Below are 20383 nucleotides of genomic sequence, written 5' to 3'. Positions count from 1 at the left end.
AAATTGCCGCCGACGCCACGTCGTCGGACGGAAGAGAGGCCATGATGTCCCAGCCTTCCCCCGCGCCCACGACATGGCGGCGGATTCAGACAACCTGGGGTCTGCCCGATCTCACGGGAAAAGGCCGATTCGTCACGGCAAACCTGATCGACAGCCTGGGAAACGGGCTGGTGATGGCGTTCACGATCGTCTTCTTCGTGAAGACGACGCCGCTGTCACTGGTCGCCGTCGGCGCCGCCCTGACCACCGGCCGGCTGCTGGCCCTGCCGATGCCTCCCTTTGTCGGGCCGCTGCTGGACAAATACGGTCCGCGCGCCGTGATCGCGGCGGGCAACTGGATTTCGGTGGCCGGATTCGTGGGTTTCCTGTTCTCCCACGCGATCTGGCAGATCGTGCTGTGGCAGTTCGTGGTACAGCTCGGCTCCACCGCCTTCTGGATGGGCAGCAGCCCGCTCACCGTGCTGGTCGCACAGGGCACCGAGCGGGCCCGCTGGTTCGGGTTCGTCCGTGCCCTGCGCAATGTCGGGGTCGGCTTCGGCGGCGCCGCCTCGGCAGTGGCCCTGAGCATCGGAACCGTCGCCGGGCTGCGCGCGGTCATGGTGGCCAACGCGGTCACCTTCGCCATCGCCGGATGGCTCTTCCTCACCTGGCGGCCGGCGGGGGACGCGAGCGAGACGGCCGACACCGCCCCCGCCGAGGCGAAGCGCGCAGCGCCGGCCGAGAGCCCCGAGGAACAGCCGCCCGGCGGCTACCGCACCGTGCTGAGGGACACGCGGTACCTGCGGCTGGTCGCGGTGAACCTCTCCTTCGTCTTCGCCTCCATGGTGATCACGGTGTTGCTCGCCGTCTACGCGGCGGACAATCTCGGCATCGGCGCCTGGATCGTTGGCGTGCTCGTGGTGCTGAACACGGCCATGGTCGCGTTGCTGCAGACGCTCGCCAGCCGCTGGATCGAGACCCGCAGCCCGGTACGGGTACTGGTGCTGGCCCTGCTGGTCAACGCGGCGGCGTTCGTCCTCTTCGGCTCGCTGCTCGCACTGCCCGGCTGGGCGGTGATCGCCGGCCTGCTGATCGCGATGATCCTGTACACCGTGGCCGAGATCCTCAGCTCGCCTCCGACCAGCGAGCTGAGCGTGATGATGGCCCCCGAGCACCTGCGTGGCCGCTATCTGGCCGTATACCAGCTGTCCTGGTCGATCGGCGGCGCCCTCGCACCGGTGCTGCTCACCTCGCTGCTCGACGGCGGCGCACTCCTGCCCTGGGTGTTCCTCACCGCGATCAGCCTGCTGGCAGTACCCCTCGTACTCGGCCTCGACCGACAGCCCACGACAGCGGGCGTCTCCACCCCGGCGGCGGACGAAGCCCGCATCGAGCAACAGCAGTTCGACGGCGAACCCGCCGACTGACCCCACCCCCGCACCCCCGACGACCGGCCCCGGCCCCCGGGTCACTGGGCACTGGGCGGCCACCGCCGCCTGGGCCGCGCCAGCCTTGCGCAGCGGGGGCACGAACAGGGTGGCCAAGAGCGACAGTGCGAGGTTCAGCACCAGCGTCACCGTGAAGGCGTGTGCGTAGCCGTGCCGTGAGGCGCTGCCGACTCCGGCACCACCACCCCGTCCACCACGACATCCTCCGGAACGATCTCCGGAACAACCTCTTCATCGCCCTGCGCCGCCGCCGCACCCGGGCCTGGCACCGGGGCCCCGGTCAGCCTCCGAACCCTGCCCCCGACTCTGCCCCCGACTCTGCCCCTACGGACTCCCCACCCCCAACCACCCATCCGGTAAGAGGGAAGAGCACCCGCAACAGGCAAGGGCACCCGGCGAGCAAAGGGGAACCGCACATGCGGACCCAGGGAGAGAACCGCTCCAGCGGTGACCGCACCGGCGGACGCCCCGCGTCGCGGACAGCGGCTCGCCCCGCCGCCGCCCTTCCCCCGCTCGCCGCACTCCAACAGACCGCCGGGAACGCCGCAGTGGCCCGGGCGATCCAGCGGGCCCGGGACGAGCAGCACAGCGGGCCCGAGGCACCTACCGCCGAGGGAGCCGTCCCCGTGCAGCGGCGGGCGTCCGTCGTCGACGCCGTCGGCTCCCCGGGACGCCCCCTGGAGCCCCGCATCCTTCAACGGGCCGAGCAGGCCTACGACATGGACTTCGGTCACGTACGCGTGCACGACGACCCCGTCGCCCAGCGTTCCGCCGAGGAACTCGGTGCCCTGGCCTACACCACCGGTTCGCACATCGTGCTCGGCGGCCACCGCGTCGAGGACGAGGTGATGTACGAAGAGGTCGACCACGTACGCCAGCAGGCCCTGGGGCCCGTGCCCGGTACCGACAACGGCCGGGGCGAGAAGGTCTCCCACCCGGACGACCCGTTCGAGCGGAGTGCCGGCGCCAACGGCCGGAAGCTGGCCCGGGGTGCGGACCCCGAACTGTCGCTTCCCGGGGCCGCGTTACCCGGTGGGGCGGTGCAGCGCAGCGTGGACGGCGACCTCCCGGTCCAGCGGGCGGACCGGCCCGGACCGTCGACCACACCTCCGGCCCAGAGCACGACTCCGCCCCCGGCCTCGCCCTCACCCCCGATCGCGGCCTCGCCCCCGGCCATCGCCCGGCTCGCGCGACTGCTCGTCGGCGGTGAAGCGGAAATCCGGAACAAGGACGTGCGGGCGGTCATCCACCGGCGGGTGCGCGGTGGCCCGAGCTTCACGGACCAGGAGCTCGAAGCGATCAGGGCCGTGGCGTCCGAGGACCCCAAGTGGCTGAAGACCGTGGGGATTTGCACCACCGCCGAAGCCGAGGAGTACATCAAGGCGGGCGATTTCCGCAACTGGCTCCAGCAGCCCGAGGGCAAGCGTCTCCTCGTGGCCACCCTGCGCTGGCACCAGGACGTCGAGGGCCGCGGCCAGGGGAAGTCGCCGGACAAGCACACCCGCTCGGACTACCAGCTCGGCCGCCACATGGCCATGCACGCCGAGGGGACCCCGCAGTCCGAGAAGGACCAGCTCACGGGGGAACGGAACGAGCAGATCTTCGAGACCTTCGTGAAAACCATGGTCCCGCCCGGTATCAGCGACGACGTCCAGGACGCCGGCAAGCACCGGGAGCGGGTCGAGCGCGGCACCGAGGTGCTGACCAAGATCTTCCTGATCCTGAAGGAGGGGCTGCAGGTCTTCAACCCGGAGACCGGCATGCACGAGGACTTCAAGGACGACGTCGCCCACGCGCTGGCCTACGGCGGACGCGTGAACATCCGTATCCCCCAACTCGCCGACGGACAGCACGGATACGAGCTGCCCCAGTGGCTCCACATCACCAAGGAGAACCGGAAGCCCTGGGAGCTCAGGTCGGCGCCCGAGAAGCCGGTGTACCGGCGCGGGTTCGGCACACATCACCTGGAGATCGGCGACAACCAGGCGGACGGAACGCGCGGCGGCTTCGTGGAGAAGGGCGAGATCGGTGCCACCGTGCAGAACTGGTTCGATCCCCACAGTCACCTCTACGGCCTTCCCGTGGCCACCGGAGGCATGGGCAACACCGACTACCACGGCGACACCATCCTCCCGAACGAGTCGTACGGGCACATGTTCATGGGGTACAAGCCCCCGACCGACAAGCGGGACGGGGGACTTCAGGTCGGTCTGGAGACCGCCGGGCCCGGCGGCAGGACCCCCGACGGCTACCAGCACGGCATCACGAGCAGCGAGAAGAACAACAACCCCGTGAGCCAGTTCGGCGGGCACAAGGACGACAAGATCGGCGCCAATGCCCCTCTCAGTGCGAGCCAACGGCACGTGGACCTGGAGCAGTTCGGCGACTGGGTGACGAAGCTGAAGGAGCTGGAGAAGGTCTGGAAGGCCGAACTGGCCAAGGCCGAGACGGATCAGGAACGCGCCGCGCTGTACCGGGACTTGATCGGGAAGCGCAGTAACGCCGGTTCGTGAGCGGGCAGTTCGTCGCCCGCGGTCGTCACCCGCCCGGAGAACGTGCCGGGGCGGGTGACAGCCCGTCCAAGGAGACGGGGACGGGTCGGACTACTTGCAGGCCGCGCCGTTGAGCGTGAAGCCGTACGGGGCCGAGTTCTTGCTGTTGTCCCACGTCCCGAGGAAGCCGAAGGTGAAGCTGCCGTCCGCGGCGACGTTCTTGTTGTAGTCGGCGGCGGTCGCGGTCACCCGGGAGCCGTTCTGGGCGACGCTCGCGTCCCACATCTGGGTGACCTGCTGGCCGTCGCGGTAGGACCAGGCGACGCGCCAGGTGTCGAGGGCCTTGGTGGTGGTGACGGTGACGGAGGCCTGGAAGCCGTCGGGCCACTGGTTGACGAGGTCGTACGTGACGTCGCAGCTCGCCGGCGCGGTCGTACCCGAACCCGACCCTGATCCGGAACCTGAACCCGAGCCCGAACTCCTCGTCGGATCGGGTGAGTTGCCCGCCGTGGCCGAGGCGGTGCCCTGGGGTTCCGTGTCGGGGTTCTTGTCCCCGGACTCGGTCGCCGTGCCGCTCGCCGTGGGCCGGGGGGACGACGTGGCCGTGCCCGACGGGTGGGCGCCGACGGACGACAGGGTGGGGGCGGGATCGCCCACCGGCTGACTGTCGGCGTCGTCGCTGGCCGTGTTGTCGTGCCCGGAGCCGCCCATCGGCATCATCGACACCCCGAGCGCCACCAGCGACAGCAGGACGGCCGCGGCGAGCAGGCTGTTGCGTACGAGACGCGCCTTGCTCGCGCCCTCCTTCGGTTCCCCGGCCTCCAGTTCGGCCGCGGGACGCCCCGCGCCCAGCCGTACCTCGGCGGCCCGGCGGCGGCGCTCCAGATAGGCGAGCCCGCCCCAGCCGATCACCCCGCCCGCGAGGGCGGCAGGCAGTCCGCCACCCGCCAGTCGGAGGCAGGCAGCCGCTTCCGCGCACTGCACGCAGGTGGCGAGGTGCCGGGAGAGATCCTCAGGGGTGTCGGCGGCCGGTGAACGGGTCACGGCGTCCAGCAGCCGGGCGTAGCTGCGGCACTCCGCGTCCATCGGTGTGTCGAGGTGGTTGCGGTGGCAGCGGTCCCTGAACAGGGCCCGCACCTGGGCGAGTTCACTGGAGACGACCGCCGGGTCGAGGCTGAGCCGGCGGGCCACGACGGGCAACGGCAGCGCCTCCACCTCGGCCAGCCACAGCAGCGCCGCGTCCGCCTCCTGAAGGTCCCGCAGGCCGCGCAGCGCGATCGGGCGCTGCAACGGCATGTCGTGATAGCGGGCCGCCTTCTCCGAGTTGAGCCACAGCCGCAGTTCGGGGTCGAGCCGGTGCCCCCGCCCGGCGAGTTCCCACGTAGCGGCCGTGGTCCGTACGGCGGTCAGCAGCAGCGGTATCACCGGCAGCACCCGGCGGGCCGGGCCGCGCATCGGACCGGACCCGGCGGAGCGGGCCTCCTGGATGCCGAGCGCGAAGGCCTCACTGGCCAGTTCGGTGGCCGAAGCGGCTCCGGACGTGCACAGGTCGGCGTAGGACAGCACGGCGTCCCAGCTCTCGGTGAACAGCGCTGCCTCAGCGGCGTCCTGAGGAGTCGGCAGGTCGGGCATGGGTCTCCTGCATCCACGAATGACGGCCAACTAGCTCTGACAGTAAGCAAGTTGGAGGGGGGCTGCCTCGTGACAGGGCCAGAGCCTTTCACGCATCCCACACAACTGACAAGCCGGGTATTCAATTGCGGTGACTGTCAGTCGCCTCTGTGCAGTTGTACGTGTCCGAGCCTCTCCCGGCTCACCAGTCGCAGGAGTTGGCCACACCGTTACCTTACAAAGGCGCGGGCTCCTCGGCGTGCTCGGCGGGGAGACTGTCCATGAAGGAGCTGACGGAGAAGACCGCGCGGCCGGGGCCCGGTTCGCCGTATCCGGGCGGGGACTTGAGGCCGAAGTCCTCCATCGTCGCGCGGTAGGCCTCCAGCAGCCGGATGTGGTACTCCAGCGGAGCGCCCTGCGGATTGGCCTTGCCCAGCGGGGTGGTGGGCTCGGGGCACCAGGTGGTGAAGCGGGGTGTGATGCCCTGCGACATGAAGAAGCGCAGGCCCTCGGTCGTCGACGCGATCGCCTCGTCGACGGTCTTGAAGCCGAACGGCTCCGCCATCTCCACGCCCGCGACGAAGTTGGGGATCACGTTGCGCGCGCCGAAGATCTCCGCCGAGTCGAGAATCCGCTTGTGCCACTCGGCGCGGCCGACGTAGCGCTCCTTGCCGGGGCAGTGCAGCTTGAACAGATACTCGTCCCACACCTCGTAGTTGGGGTGGTAGATCTGCACGCCGTAGTCCTTGAAGCGCTGCACGTCGTCCTTCGGCAGCGCCTGCGCCACGACCTTGCCGATCCAGCGGCCCGGGAAGCGCTCCTCGATGGCCTTGGCGTAGTGGCCGTAGAAGTCGGCCTCGTCGCGCCCGGCGACGGTCTTGGTGATCGCGCCGCCGGTGAGGGTGTAGGCGGTGGACACCTTGGCGGTGTCGTACCGGTCGATGATCTCCAGGGCTTCGAGGACCTCTTCCACGTCCTTGACGCCCGTGTACGGCCGCCCGGCGGCCTTGTGCTGGCGCCAGTTGTGGTTGATGTCGCAGTACTGGCACTCCTCCTTGGCGCCGAAGTACTGGCAGACGCGGAAGACGGTCAGGTAGATCAGGTAGCCCCACTGGATGGTCGGGGCCACCTCCATGACGGACTTCCCGCTGGCGAGCTTGTGCCGGTAGTACTCCGGCATCGGCGGCACACCGACGTCCGCGATCCGCTTCCCGTCGAGGTACAGCCCGAGGACACCGTCCTCGTCGGAGGCCACGCGGTACGGCGAGGTCGGGTTCACCCGCACGGAGACGACGGTCCGTCGCAGGTCGTACGGGCCACCCGTGAGGATGATCTCCTCCGGCGGGCGGCGGAGCGCGGCCTCGCCCAGCTCGGGCAGGGTGCCGTGGTCGAAGGAGAAGATGAAGTACGACTTCGGCTTCACCTCACCGCCCTCGTTGTCGCTGAGCGCGGACGGGTCGAAGGCGACTCCCCCGCGCAGCAGGTCCTCCTTGAAGACGGCCTCCCGCGGCACATGCGGAAAGCGCTCCATCAGATCCTCGACCAGCGCGGTGCGGCTGCCCATCCCGTATCTCCTCCCGGCTCAGGCGCCCTGCTCAGGCGTACGACTCCTCACGGTATGCCTCCGGCGGTTGGGCGGGTGGAGCGGGGGGCCGGTGTGGTGCGGTTCAGGTGGGTTTGACCGGGGGGGGCGGGTCGGGGGTGGGGGCTTGGGTTGTCTGCGGGGTGCGGGTGTGTTGTGGCTGGGTGCGCAGTTCCCCGCGCCCCTGAGGGGGTGAGGCTCTGGTTGTTTGCGGGGTGCGGGTGTGTTGTGGGTGGGTGCGCAGTTCCCCGCGCCCCTGAGGGGGTGAGGCTCTGGTTGTTTGCGGAGTGCGGGTGTGTTGTGGGTGGGTGCGCAGTTCCCCGCGCCCCTGAGGGGGTGGGGCGGGGGCGTTGATCGGTGCGCGGCGGGTCAGGTCTGCTTGGTTCCCTCGCGGCTTGCGATGTGGGCCGGTAGCGGGATGCCCGGAGGCAGTAGGGGGTCCGGTACGGGTGTGCCCCAGGTCGAGGTCAGGGGCAGGGTTCCCGCCCATACGGGCAGGTCCGCGTCCGGGCCGTCGCCGTCGTCGGGGGCGCCGGTACGGATCTTGACCGACGCCTCCTCCAAGGAGAGGGCGAGGAGGGTGGTGGCCGCGAGTTCCTTGCGGTTCGGTTGCCTGGCGTACGACCACTGCCCTGGCGTCGCATGTTCGGTGAGGCGGCGCAGGCCGGCCAGCTTCTCCTCCGGGTCGGTGACCTTGCGGGGCACCCCGTGGATCATCGCGCTGCGGTAGTTCACCCCGTGCTCGAACACCGACCGGGCCAGCACCAGCCCGTCGACATGCGTGACGGTGACACACACGGGGGCTCCACCCGCGAGGCTACGACTCGCGACGGACCCGTGGACGTACAGCTCCCGCCCGTACCTCCCGTACACCGTGGGGACTACAACCGGCCGCCCCTCGATCACGACCCCCAGGTGACAGACGAAACCGGCGTCGAGGATCGCCTCCAGGTCGGCACGGTCGAGGCTGCCCTGTTCGGCGAGGCGGCGATGCCGGGTGAGGTCGGTGACGGGGAGCGGGTCGGGGGCGGGGCCGGGAGAGGTCATATCGCCGGAGGCTACCGATATCGCAGCAATATGGCTACACATTCACCCATCAGGCCTGTCTCATCACCACATATCAACGAAATCCGTATCAGCCGTCAAGAGGTGAGAAGGTCGGGGAAAACGCGTACACCCGGAGGGACGGCAGGGATGACGGAGACGGTCACCAACTGGGCCGGCAACATCACCTACGCGGCGAAGGAACTCCACCGCCCGCGCACACTCGACGCCCTCAGGACCCTCGTGGCCGAGAGCGCACGGGTGAGGGTGCTGGGCAGCGGCCACTCCTTCAACGAGATCGCCGAGCCGGGCCCCGACGGGACCCTGCTGTCGATCGCCACCCTGCCGCCCGAGTTCGACGTGGACACGACGGCCCGGACGGTACGGGTCTCGGGCGGCGTCCGGTACGCGGAGCTGGCCCGCCGGGTGGACGGGCACGGGCTCGCGCTGCCCAACATGGCGTCCCTGCCGCACATCTCGGTGGCCGGTTCGGTGGCGACCGGCACGCACGGTTCGGGCGTCCGCAACGGCTCGCTCGCGTCGGCCGTCCGCGAGGTCGAGATCGTCACGGCGGACGGTTCCACGGTCACGATCGCACGCGGCGACGACCGCTTCGACGGTGCCGTGACCTCCCTCGGCGCGCTCGGCGTCGTCACCTCGCTCACCCTCGACCTGGAGCCGGCCTTCGAGGTCGAGCAGTACGTCTTCACCGAACTCCCGCTCGCCGGGCTGGACTTCGAGACGGTGGCGGCGTCGGCGTACAGCGTGAGTCTGTTCACCGACTGGCGGAAGCCGCGCTTCGGACAGGTGTGGCTGAAGCGGCGCACCGACCAGCCGGTGCCCGACTTCCCCTGGGCCGCGCCGGCGACCGAGGCGCTGCACCCGGTGCCGGGGATGCCCGCGGTGAACACCACCGAGCAGCTCGGGGTGGTGGGGCCGTGGCACGAGCGACTGCCGCATTTCCGGGCGGAGTTCACGCCGAGCAGCGGGGCGGAGCTGCAGTCGGAGTACCTGTTGCCGCGGTCGGCCGCACTCGACGCGCTGTATGCGGTCGACGGCATCCGGGAGACGGTCGCCGGTGTGCTGCAGATCTGCGAGGTGCGGACGATCGCCGCCGACGCGCAGTGGCTGAGCCCCTCGTACGGGCGGGACACGGTCGCCCTGCACTTCACCTGGATCGAGGACACGGAGGCGGTGCTGCCCGTGGTGCGACGGCTGGAGGAGGCACTGGACGCCTTCGACGCACGGCCGCACTGGGGCAAGGTGTTCACCACTCCGGCAGAGGTGCTGCGCGGGCGCTATCCCCGGCTCGGCGACTTCGCGGCGCTGGCGCGGGACCTCGACCCGGAGGGCAAGTTCGCCAACTCCTTCGTCCGGGACGTGCTGGGCGACTGACCGCGCGACTGGCTGCGCGGCCGACCGGGTGGCCGCTCCTGCGACCGCCCGGTGACCGACTTTGTATGGCCCCTTTCCTAACCCCTTGTCGAACGTCGCCCGCTGCCCATAGCCTTGCGCCGCGCCGGTGCCGTCGTGCCTCGGCATGACGCAAGGGGGAAGGGATGGCGACCGCTCCGGCACTGTGCCTTCCCGGGGGACACCCCCCGGACCCCCGGCAGGAAAAGCACTCGTACACCCGGTGCTTGCCGGCGAGGGGAGCTCGATGAAGCGGCGAGGCACGTCACGCGACATCCGTACCGCGAACCGTTACGAGGTGCTGCGCCAGATCATCGCCGAATCGCCCACCTCCCGGCAGGAGTTGGCCGCCGCCACCGGGCTGAGCCTGGCGACGGTGGCCACGCTCGTCGGTGAGCTGCTCGACCTCCGGATGATCACCGAGGTCGGTTTCGAGGACTCGGCGGGAGGCCGCCCGCGCGGTCTCGTGGCGGTCAACGCGTCGGGGGGCGCGCTGATCGGCGTCGACATCGCGGAGACGTACGTCCATGTCGAACTCTTCGACCTGGCACTGAACGTGCTGGCCCGTGCCGACGAGGACATGCGTCCCGGCGAGAGCCTGCCCGAGCAGGTGGTGAGCCATGTGGCCGCCGCCGTCGGCTCGGTGGTCGCGCAGGCCGGCATCGAGGGCGCGCGCGTGCTGGGCGTCGGGGTGAGCGTGCCGGGGCAGGTGGACCGCGACACCGGCATCTCGGAGTACGCGCCCAACTGGGACTGGCACGACGTGCCGTTGCTCGACCTGCTGTCCGAAGTGATCGCCTATCCCCTGTACTTGGACAATCCGCTGCGCGCCTGCGCGGTCGCCGAGATGTGGTTCGGGGCGGCGCGTGGGCGCGGGGACGCGGTGGTGGTCAACCTCGGGACCGGCGTCGGGGCGGGGCTCGCGCTCGGCGGGGCGCTGTACCGGGGGGTGAGCAACAGCGCCGGCGAGTGGGGCCATACGACGCTCGTGCTGGACGGGCGGTTGTGCCGCTGCGGCAACCACGGCTGCGTCGAGGCATACGTCGGCGCGCCCGGAATCATGCTGAACCTACGGGAGTTGAGCCCGCGCAGCCCGCTGCTGCACTCCGAGGACCAGACGGCCACCATCGACGCCCTGGCCCACGGCGTGGACGCGAACGACCCCGTGGCCCTCAAGGTCGTGCGGGAGACGGCCCGTTACATCGGTGCGGGCATCGCCAACCTGGTCAACATCCTCAACCCCGAAGTCGTCGTGCTCAGCAGCTGGGTGGCCCGCAGGCTGGGTGAACCCCTGCTGCACGAGGTGCGTGAGGCCGTCCAACGGCACGCGCTCAGGCGGCCGTTCGCCGCCACCCGGATCGTCCTCTCCCCCATCCTCACCGACCCGGCGTGCCTGGGCGCGGCAACGTTCGCGCTGGAAGGGGCACTTCAGTCGGTCGGGCAGAGGGCAAGCAAACGCGCCACCCCCGCAAGGAGCCGTACCGCACCACCTTCATGACGACGGAAGGGATGCACGTGACTCACCCCCACTCCAGGAGAACGATCCTCGCGACAGCGGCAGCCGCGCTGGCTGTCACCGGGGCCCTGCTCTCCGCGCCGCCCGCGAACGCCGACGGCGTCGCACCGGCCGAAGTCTCCCCCCACGCGGCCCAGACCATCGACAACATCGGCGCGTCCGGCGCCTGGTGGGTCAACGACCTGCAGCACTTCACACCCGCGGTCCAGGCCCGGGTCGCCCAACTCCTCTTCTCCGCCAAGGGGTTGGACCTCTCCTCGTACCGCTACAACATCGGCGGTGGCGGCACCGCGGTCACCACCCCGGCCCGTGCCGCCCAGGACTTCCTCACCTCGGACGGCACGTACGACTGGAGCAAGGACAAGGGCGGTCGGACGTTCCTCAGGTACGCCGCGAAGTACGGCGTGCAGGACCTGATCGGCTTCGTCAACAGCGCGCCCGCACAGTGGACGACCAACGGGCAGAGCTGCGGCGGCCAGTTGAAGCCGGCGAACGAGAGCGACTACGCGAAGTACATCGCCGACGTCACCGCCCACTTCGCCAAACAGGGCGCGAAGTTCGACTACATCAGCCCCTTCAACGAACCCAACAACGACTTCGGCGACTGCGGCCAGGAGGGCATGCAGGTCACCGTCGACCAACGCGACGACATCGTGCGGGCGTTGGGAGCCGAGCAGCGGGCCCGGCACCAGAGGACGAGCATCATCGCCGACGAGTCGAGCAGCACGGTCAGCTTCAGCACGGAGGTCCCGCAGTGGATCTCGCAGCCGGACACCGCGCAGTACGTGTCGAAGCTCGCGCACCACACGTACAACAACCCGAACGACGGCCAGTTGGGCAACGTCTACGAGACGGCGAAGACGGTCGGCAAGCCCTCCTGGGCCACCGAGATCTGCTGCTTCGGCAAGGGCGGAACGGGCTGGAACCAGGAGTACGACCCGACGATCGACAACGCCCTGCTCATGTCCCGCATCATCTACAAGGACTTCGCGACCTCGCACGACTCGGCGTTCCAGTGGTGGGTGGCGCTCGCGAGCGGCTACGGCACGGACCCGGCCGCGCGCAACGACGTCGGCTGGAACGACGGGCTGATCTACTACGACCCCGACTACGCGACGAACGGCAACCAGACCCTGTACTTCACCAAGCGGTACTACGCGCTCGGCCAGTACAGCAAGTTCGTGACACCGGGCTCCGTCGCGCACAACGTGACGGGTGCGCCGAGCGGTGTCGAGGTCAGCTCGTACGACCGGGACGGCAAGTGGGTCGTGGTGGTCAACAACCAGAACACGACGGACACTTCGCTGAATCTGCACTTCAACAGCAAGGTCCCGGTGCGGGCGACGCAGGCGGTTCGCACCTCGGCCACGGAGAACTGGGCGAAGGTCGCGAAGCCGGACGTGAGCGGCTCCACGGTGTCCACGAGCCTCGCGGCCCGCTCGATCACGACGTACGTCTTCGACCAGAAGAGCAGCAAGGACCATAGGGGACACGGGAGTTCGGCGATCACCGGCGCCCTCAAGGGCAATCAGTCCGGCAAGTGCCTGACCGCCGACACCTCGGGAGCCGCGCTCGGCACCTGCACGGGCGGGGCCGAACAGGCGTGGTCGTACGACGCGAAGGGCGGCCTGAAAACCGCCAACGGGTATCTGACGGTGGGGAGTTCGGGACTGACGACCGCCGCCGCCTTCACCGGTGATCCCGGCCAGCGATGGCTGCTGAACGGCAACGGACAGATCCTCAGCGAGGCGTCCGGGAAGTGCCTCGACGTGAGCGGGCAGGCGACCGCGGACGGCAGCAAGGTGATCCTCTACAACTGCAACGGCGGGTCCAACGAGGCCTGGTCAAAGGTGTAATGACCACCTGAGTACGGGTGCGGGTCGCCTTCGCGGCGGCCCGCGCCTTCGTCACGTCCGGTATTCCGAACACTACACAACGCTTCGAACAGACTTCGTCCAACCCCTTGCCGAAGGCTTAGGCGAAGGTTAACGTCCCGCACCGCACCTCGATTTGAGCCAACGGCCGCCACTCAGTCGTGGAGCCGTGGAGCCGCAGCCGCGCGAGAGACAAGGACGTCACCATGTCGGCAATGAGCAACAGCAACTGGTCCCGCCGATCGATATTCCGGGCAGCCGCGGGAATGGCCGCGGCGGGAACACTGGCCGCGTGCGGCGGCAACAACGGGCGGGGCGGGGGGTCCGGTTCGGGCAAGCAGCTCGTCCAGTACTTCCACGCGTACGGCGAGGCCGGGACCGAGCAGGCCATCAAGCGGTATGCCAAGGCGTACTCCAAGGCCGACGTGACCACGAACTGGATCACCGGCAACAACTTCGAGGCCAAGCTCTTCTCGTCCCTGCTCACCAAGCAGGCGCCCGACGTCTTCGAGTTCCACCCGCAGCTGCAGCTGGTCAAGAGCGGCCAGGTCGCCGACCTGAGCGACATCATCGATCCGGTCAAGGACGACTTCAACCCGGCCGACATCAAGTCGCACACGGTCGACGGCAAGATCTACGGGATTCGGATGATCGACGACCCGCAGTTCTTCTACTACCGCAAGTCGATGCTGGAGAAGGCCAAGGTCGACGTGCCGACCACCCTCGACGAGCTGCTGGAGGCCGCCGCCAAGCTCACCACCAACAAGGTCAAGGGCGTCTACCTCGGCAACGACTTCACCGCGATCCAGAACCCGATCATCTGGTCGGCCGGCGCGGACACGCTCGACGCGAACAACCAGATCGCGTACCACACGGACGGGGTGGTCCAGGGCCTCAAGCAGCTCCGCCAGCTCTTCACCAGCGGCAACGTGCTCCTCGACGCCCCCACCGACTTCTGGGACCCCTCCTCGCTCGACCAGGGTCTGTGCGCCATCCAGTGGGGCGGCATGTGGTCCATGCCGGTCATGCAGAAGGCACTCGGCGACGACCTGGGCATCTTCCCCTTCCCCAGCATCGGCAGCAGTGGCAAGCAGTCGGTCTACAACGGCGGTTGGTCGATGTTCGTCAACGCGAAGGGCGAGAACGTCGAGGCGGCCAAGGCGTACGTCAAGTGGTTGTGGATCGAGCAGAAGAAGTACCAGGAGGACTGGGCGACCTCCTACGGCTTCCACATCCCGCCGCGCACCTCGATCGCCAACTCGGCCACCAAGCTCAAGTCCGGCCTGCCCGCCGAGGGCGTCAAGCTCTTCACCGACTACGGCCACTTCGACAACATCGGCTTCGACCAGGTCATGATCACCGCGTTCGCCGACGTGATCGCGAACTCCGTGCGCAAGAACGGCAACCCGGAGGCGGCGCTCGACGCCTGCGACAAGAAGGTCAACGTCGAGCTCAAGAAGCTGTTCGGATAGGCCGGCGGACGGAACAGACCATGTCGACCACCACCACGCGCGGGGTCGCCCAGCCCGCCCCGGCCAAGGCCTCCAAGGCCCGGCCGCGGCGGGGCCTGCGGTCCAGCGCCACCCTGAACTTCTGGCTCTTCACCGGCCCGTTCCTCATCGGCCTGGTGATCTTCGTCTTCGTCCCCATCGGATGGAGCATCTGGCTCAGCTTCTTCGACGCGCGCTACACCGTCACCCCGAGCCATTTCGTCGGCTTCGACAACTACAAGCAGATCCTGACGAACAGCAACTTCCCCGACTCGCTCCTGACGTTCACGGTGTTCGCCGTGTTCATCGTGCCGACCACGTGGGCACTGTCACTGGGTCTGGCCCTGCTGGTGAACCAACTGCGGTTCATGCGGGCGTTCTTCCGGTCGGTGTTCTTCCTGCCGACCGCCGTGTCGTACGTCGCCGCCGCCCTGATCTGGAAGATGTCCATCTTCAGCGGCGTCCGCTTCGGCCTGATGAACACCGTCTTCGGCTGGTTCGGCGTCGACAACATCGCCTATCTGGCCAACCCGAGCCCGCCCTGGTACTGGCTCGTCATCGTGAGCCTGCGCCTGTGGATCCAGGCCGGCTTCTACATGATCCTGTTCCTGGCGGCGCTGCAGAACATCCCGGCGGAGCTGTACGAGGCCGCCGCCATCGACGGCGCCAAGCGGGGCTGGCAGACCTTCTGGTACATCACGCTGCCTCAGCTCCGTGCCACCTCCACCGCGGTGGTCCTGCTGCTACTCGTCGCCGCGTACCAGGCGTTCGACGAGTTCTTCAACATCATCGGGACCAAGGCCACTTGGGCCCAGACCCCGCTCATGGAGCTGTACAAGACAGCCCTCGGCACGAACCAGGACTACGGCGCCGGCAGCGCGGGCGCGGTCATCCTGTCCCTGTTGATCTGCATCGTCACCCTCGCCCAGGGCAAGATCATGGGCTTCGGAAGGGGGGAGGAGGCCAAGTGACCACCACCGCACCGCAGTTGGGCAAGAACCGCAAGAAGCGCGGCAGCATCCTCGCCAACACCGGCCTGTATCTCGCCGTCGGCGTCGCCGCTCTGCTCTTCCTGCTCCCCTTCTACCTGATCGTCCGCAACGCCCTCTCCACCGACCCGGAGATCACCGGCGAGAACTGGAAGCTGCTCCCCTCCTTCCAGTGGGGCAACATCTCCGAGCTGTTCGACGACCCCACCGTCCAGTTCGGCCGCGCCCTGTGGAACTCCCTGGTCGTTGCCGTCCTGATGACCGTAGGCACGCTCCTGGTCTGCTCGTTGGCCGGCTACGGCCTGGCCCGCATCCCGTACAAGCACTCCAACAAGGTCTTCTACGCCGTCCTGGCGACCCTGATGGTCCCCACCGCCGTGACCTTCGTGCCGAGTTTCGTGCTCGTCTCGTCGCTCGGCTGGGTCGACACCTACCGGGGTCTCATCATCCCGGGCCTCTTCAGTGGTTTCACGTGCTTCCTCTTCCGGCAGTACTTCCTGGGGTTCCCCAAGGAGTTGGAGGAGGCGGCACGCGTGGACGGGCTCGGCTACTGGGGCGCGTACTGGCGGATCGTCGTGCCCAACTCGCTGAACTTCTTCGCGGCGATCGCCACGATCACGTTCATCAGCGGCTGGAACGCGTTCCTCTGGCCGCTGGTCATCGGCCAGGACCCGGACTCCTGGACCGTCCAGATCGCCCTGTCGTCATTCATGACGAACCAGACCGTCAACTTCCATCTCATCTTCATGGCCGCCGCAGTTTCCATCCTCCCCCTGATCTTCGTGTTCCTCTTCCTCCAGCGCTGGCTGGTCCAGGGCATCGCGCAGACCGGCATCAAGGGCTGACACCCGCATCTCACGACCTGGAGACCGATGACTTCCAGCACCGCCGCCGACTACATCGAGGACGTCTCCCCGGGCAGCGGAGCCCTCCCACCCCGCGCCCGGTACGCGTCCTCGGACGCGAAGTCACTGTCACTGAACGGCAGTTGGCGTCTCCGTGTGTCGGCGACGGCCGACGCCGAGGACGACTCGTTCGCCGGGGAGGGCTACGACGCCGGGGACTGGGCCGAGGTCACGGTCCCCGGCCACTGGGTCCTGCAAGGGCACGGCTCCCCCATCTACACCAACCACCTCTACCCCTTCCCGGTCGACCCGCCCCGCGTCCCGACCGAGAACCCGACCGGCGACCACCTCCGCACGTTCGACCTGCCGTCCGAGTGGCCCTCGGACGGCGGGGCCGTGCTGCGTTTCGACGGTGTGGAGTCCTGCGCCCGCGTCTGGCTGAACGGCACGGACATCGGCGAGTTCAAGGGGTCGAGGCTGCCGCACGAGTTCGCCGTCGGGCACCTGTTGAAGCCCTCCGGCAACGTGCTCGCCGTCCGTGTCCACCAGTGGTCGGCGGGCTCGTACCTGGAGGACCAGGACCAGTGGTGGCTGCCCGGCATCTTCCGTGACGTCACCCTGCTGCACCGCCCGCCGGGCAGCGCCCTCGACTTCTTCGTGCACGCCTCCTACGACCATCTCGGCGGCGAGGGCACCCTCCGCGTCGACTCCGACGTCGACGGCCGCGTCACCGTGCCCGCCCTGGACATCGATGTCGCGACGGGTGAATCGGTCACCGTGCCGGTGGAAGCCTGGACGGCCGAAACCCCGTACCTGTACGACGGGTTGCTCACCACCGAGGGCGAACGCATCCCCCTCCGCATCGGCTTCCGGACCGTCGAACTCTCCGACGGCCTGATCAAGGTCAACGGCAAGGCGATCCTCTTCAAGGGCGTCAACCGCCACGAATGGCACCCGGAGAAGGGCCGCGCCCTCGACCTGGAGACCATGCGCGAGGACGTGGTGCTGATGAAGCGGCACAACATCAACGCCGTCCGCACCTCGCACTATCCACCGCACCCCGACTTCCTGGACCTGTGCGACGAGTACGGCCTCTGGGTCATCGACGAGTGCGACCTGGAGACCCACGGTTTCACCGAACAGGCCTGGCGCGACAACCCCGTTGACGACGACCGCTGGACCCCGGCGCTGCTCGACCGCGCGGCCCGCATGGTCGAACGCGACAAGAACCACCCCTCGATCGTCATCTGGTCCCTGGGCAACGAAGCCGGTACCGGTCGCGGCCTCACCGCCATGTCCGAGTGGATCCACGCCCGCGACTCGTCCCGCCTCGTGCACTACGAGGGCGACATCAACTGCCGTGACACGGACGTCTATTCACGGATGTACGCCGACCACGCCGAGGTCGAGCGCATCGGCCGGGGCCTGGACGGCGGCACCCACCAGCGCCGCCAACTCCCCTTCATCCTCTGTGAGTACGCCCACGCCATGGGCAACGGCCCCGGCGGACTCGCCGACTACCAGCGCCTCTTCGAGTCGTACGACCGGCTCCAGGGCGGTTTCGTCTGGGAGTGGATCGACCACGGCATCAAGGACGAGCGGTTCGGCTTCGCGTACGGCGGTGACTTCGGCGAGGAGCTGCACGACGGGAACTTCGTCTGCGACGGCCTGGTCTTCCCGGACCGCACCCCCTCCCCCGGCCTGACCGAGTACAAGAAGGTGATCGAGCCGGTCCGGATCACGGGCGACGGCGCGGACGGCACCGTACGCATCACCAACGCGTACGACTTCGCCGACCTGTCCGCCCTGGCCTTCGCCTGGTCGTACCAAGTGGACGGCGAGACAGTCGAGTCGGGCACCCTCACCGTGCCGTCCCTCGCACCCGGCGAGTCGACGGACGTCAAGCTGCCCGCGCCACCCGTGGAGTCCAACGGCGCGGAATCCCAGTGGACCGTACGGGCGTCGCTCGCGGCCGAGACCGCATGGGGTCCCGCCGGACATGTCATCGGCTGGGGCCAGTTCCCGGTCGCGGCACGCCCGTTGCCGTCCGTCTCCGCCGTCGCCGGGCCGGTGCTCGACGATCGGCGCATCACCCTCGGCCCTGCCACCTTCGACGCCCGCACAGGTGAGTTGAGGACGATCGGCGCGGTCGACGTCACCGGTCTCCGCCTCGACATATGGCGGGCGCCCACCGACAACGACGACGGCGCGTCCTGGCAGACCGACGTCCGATTCGGCCTGCTCTGGCGGAAGTTCGGGCTGCATCGCATGCGCCACCGGCTGGACGGCGTGGAGTTGAGCGAGGACGCCCTGACCGTACGCACCCGGGTGGCACCCGCCGCCTGGGAGGTGGGCCTCGCCACGGTGTACCGCTGGACCTCGGACGGCTCGCGGGTACGGCTGACCGTGTCCGTGGCACCCGAGGGCAACTGGACGTTCCCGCTACCGAGGTTGGGCATCCGCTTCGGTATCGACGCGAGCGCGGACCGGGTGCGGTGGTTCGGCGGCGGTCCCGGCGAGGGGTACCCCGACACCAAGTCGGCCTCCCTGCTGGGCCATTGGGACTCCACGGTCGACGGCCTCCAGACCCCCTACGTCCGCCCGCAGGAGAACGGCGCCCGCCCCGACGTCCGTTGGGCGGAGATCGGCGGGCTGCGCATCGACGGCGACCCGGAGTTCTGGTTCACGGCCCGCCGCTGGACCACGGAGCAGCTCGACGCGGCCACTCACCGCACCGACCTCACCCCCGGAGACACGGTCTGGGTGAACCTCGACCACGGACAGCACGGCATCGGCTCACAGTCCTGCGGCCCGGGCCCGCTCCCGCAGTACTTCCTGAACGCCCGACCCACCGAGTTCTCCTTCGTGTTCTCGGAAACCGTGAACTCGACAACCCCGGAGACCAGTTGACTGACATAGTCACGGAATCGTCTGCGGCCGACCGGCTCTTCACCCGGTCGGCCGCGGTCGCGTCCTGCGTCGGCTTCATCCTCATCGGCATGCTCCAGGCCCTCTACGGCCCCGCGATCCCGGGCCTGCGCCACGAGTTCGGCCTGTCCCCCTCGGCCGCCGCCCTCGGTCTGAGCCTGCACTTCGCGGGCGGCGTCGCCGGTGTCCTCGCCTTCAACGCGATCCACTCCCGGATCAGCAACAGGGCACTGCTGGCGTGGGGTTACGGCCTGATGGCGGCGGGCGCGGCCGGATTCGCACTCGCGCCCGACTGGCCCCTCGCGCTCGCCGCCGCCTTCCTCGCCGGCCTCGGCTTCGGCGGGATCGACTACGGCCTGAACCAGCTCTTCGCCGTGGGCTTCGGCGGCCGTTCCACCGCCATGCTGAACGTGCTCAACGCGCACTTCGGCATCGGGGCGGTGCTCGGCCCGGCGATCGTGGCCTGGCTGGGCCCGGACGGCTACCCGTACGCGTTCGGGGCGTGCGCGGTGCTGGCGGCGGTGCTGGTGTTCGCCGGCTCAAGTGGCGTACGTACACGTGTATCTGACGCTCCACCAGCAGCAACCGGAAGTAGAGGCCTGGGCCTGTCCCGGATCCTCGTCGGCTTCCTCGTCCTCTACATCCTCAACGTGGGCGTGGAGGCGGGCGTCGGCGGCTGGGAGCCGACCCATCTGGAGACGGTCGGCTACACCGCGACCGTGGCCGCGTCGGCGACCTCGGTGTACTGGCTGATGATGACGGCGGGCCGCTTCCTCGTCGTACCGATCACGCTGCGGCACGCCCCCGAGCGGATCCTCGCGGTGTGCGCGGCGGGGATGACGGTGTGTCTGCTGCTGACGCTGGTTAAAGGAGTGGCACCGGTGGCGTATGCCGGTGTTGGCTTGTTCATCGCTCCGGTCTTTCCGACGGGCCTTGCCTGGCTCAACTCGGCGCTCCCCCAGGCCAGGCGCGCGGGGGCGTGGGTGATCGCGGCCTCGAACGTCGGCGGAGTGGCGGCTCCGCCGTTGCTCGGCGTCGGGATCGAGGCCTCCGGGATCCACGCGGTGCCCTGGCTGTTGACCGTGTTGTCGGGCGCGTCGCTGCTGGCGACGCTCCGGCTGATCCGACTGACGAGGAGGTCCGCGTCATGAACGCACTGTTCCGGCTCACCC

13 protein-coding genes are annotated in these 20383 nt (G+C 69.0%); 10 read left to right on the top strand and 3 right to left on the bottom strand.

The window, feature by feature from the left end; genetic code table 11:
* The first annotated feature begins 41 nt into the window (after positions 1–41).
* Positions 42–1406 (top strand): MFS transporter, encoded by a 1365-nt coding sequence (locus OG407_RS39140; protein WP_405864679.1) that lies wholly within the window; start codon positions 42–44, stop codon positions 1404–1406.
* A gap of 437 nt (positions 1407–1843) precedes the next feature.
* Positions 1844–3940 (top strand): DUF4157 domain-containing protein, encoded by a 2097-nt coding sequence (locus tag OG407_RS39135; protein ID WP_405864677.1) that lies wholly within the window; start codon positions 1844–1846, stop codon positions 3938–3940.
* Between the two features lie 90 nt (positions 3941–4030).
* Here the strand turns inward: OG407_RS39135 and OG407_RS39130 are convergent, their stop codons facing one another.
* From OG407_RS39130 to OG407_RS39120, 3 genes are all read right to left on the bottom strand, one after another.
* The gene (locus OG407_RS39130; protein WP_405864675.1) at positions 4031–5551 is read right to left on the bottom strand and encodes a cellulose-binding domain-containing protein; all 1521 of its coding nucleotides are present in this window, start codon (positions 5549–5551) and stop codon (positions 4031–4033) included.
* 214 nt (positions 5552–5765) lie between these two features.
* Positions 5766–7094 (bottom strand): radical SAM protein, encoded by a 1329-nt coding sequence (locus tag OG407_RS39125; protein ID WP_405864673.1) that lies wholly within the window; start codon positions 7092–7094, stop codon positions 5766–5768.
* Between the two features lie 387 nt (positions 7095–7481).
* A complete protein-coding gene (locus tag OG407_RS39120) occupies positions 7482–8159 on the bottom strand; it encodes a pyridoxamine 5'-phosphate oxidase family protein (RefSeq protein WP_405864671.1) in 678 nt (225 codons plus the stop codon).
* A 147-nt stretch (positions 8160–8306) separates the two neighbouring features.
* Here OG407_RS39120 and OG407_RS39115 point away from each other — a divergent pair, with 147 nt between their 5' ends.
* From OG407_RS39115 to OG407_RS39080, 8 genes are all read left to right on the top strand, one after another.
* On the top strand, positions 8307–9551 hold the full coding sequence (locus OG407_RS39115) for an FAD-binding protein (protein ID WP_405864669.1): 1245 nt from the start codon (positions 8307–8309) through the stop codon (positions 9549–9551).
* A 265-nt stretch (positions 9552–9816) separates the two neighbouring features.
* Positions 9817–11067: an ROK family transcriptional regulator gene (locus OG407_RS39110; RefSeq protein WP_403585061.1), complete on the top strand. Its 1251-nt coding sequence runs from the start codon at positions 9817–9819 to the stop codon at positions 11065–11067.
* 11 nt (positions 11068–11078) lie between these two features.
* A complete protein-coding gene (locus OG407_RS39105; RefSeq protein WP_405864666.1) occupies positions 11079–12941 on the top strand; it encodes a glycoside hydrolase in 1863 nt (620 codons plus the stop codon).
* A 224-nt stretch (positions 12942–13165) separates the two neighbouring features.
* Positions 13166–14431 (top strand): ABC transporter substrate-binding protein, encoded by a 1266-nt coding sequence (locus tag OG407_RS39100; protein WP_405864664.1) that lies wholly within the window; start codon positions 13166–13168, stop codon positions 14429–14431.
* A gap of 20 nt (positions 14432–14451) precedes the next feature.
* Complete coding sequence (locus OG407_RS39095) at positions 14452–15420, top strand: carbohydrate ABC transporter permease (RefSeq protein ID WP_405864662.1); 969 nt, start codon at positions 14452–14454, stop codon at positions 15418–15420.
* On the top strand, positions 15417–16283 hold the full coding sequence (locus OG407_RS39090) for a carbohydrate ABC transporter permease (protein ID WP_405864660.1): 867 nt from the start codon (positions 15417–15419) through the stop codon (positions 16281–16283). Before OG407_RS39095 ends, OG407_RS39090 begins: the two co-directional genes overlap by 4 nt.
* A 27-nt stretch (positions 16284–16310) precedes the next feature.
* A complete protein-coding gene (locus OG407_RS39085) occupies positions 16311–19193 on the top strand; it encodes a glycoside hydrolase family 2 TIM barrel-domain containing protein (protein ID WP_405864658.1) in 2883 nt (960 codons plus the stop codon).
* On the top strand, positions 19190–20362 hold the full coding sequence (locus OG407_RS39080) for an MFS transporter (protein ID WP_405864656.1): 1173 nt from the start codon (positions 19190–19192) through the stop codon (positions 20360–20362). The genes OG407_RS39085 and OG407_RS39080 overlap by 4 nt, the downstream gene beginning before the upstream one ends.
* Positions 20363–20383 lie beyond the last annotated feature (21 nt).

This window comes from Streptomyces sp. NBC_01515 (assembly GCF_045040345.1).
Lineage (GTDB): Bacteria > Actinomycetota > Actinomycetes > Streptomycetales > Streptomycetaceae > Streptomyces.
The sequence above is the reverse complement of the archived record's forward strand: the minus strand, read 5'-3'. Positions and strand labels throughout refer to the sequence as shown.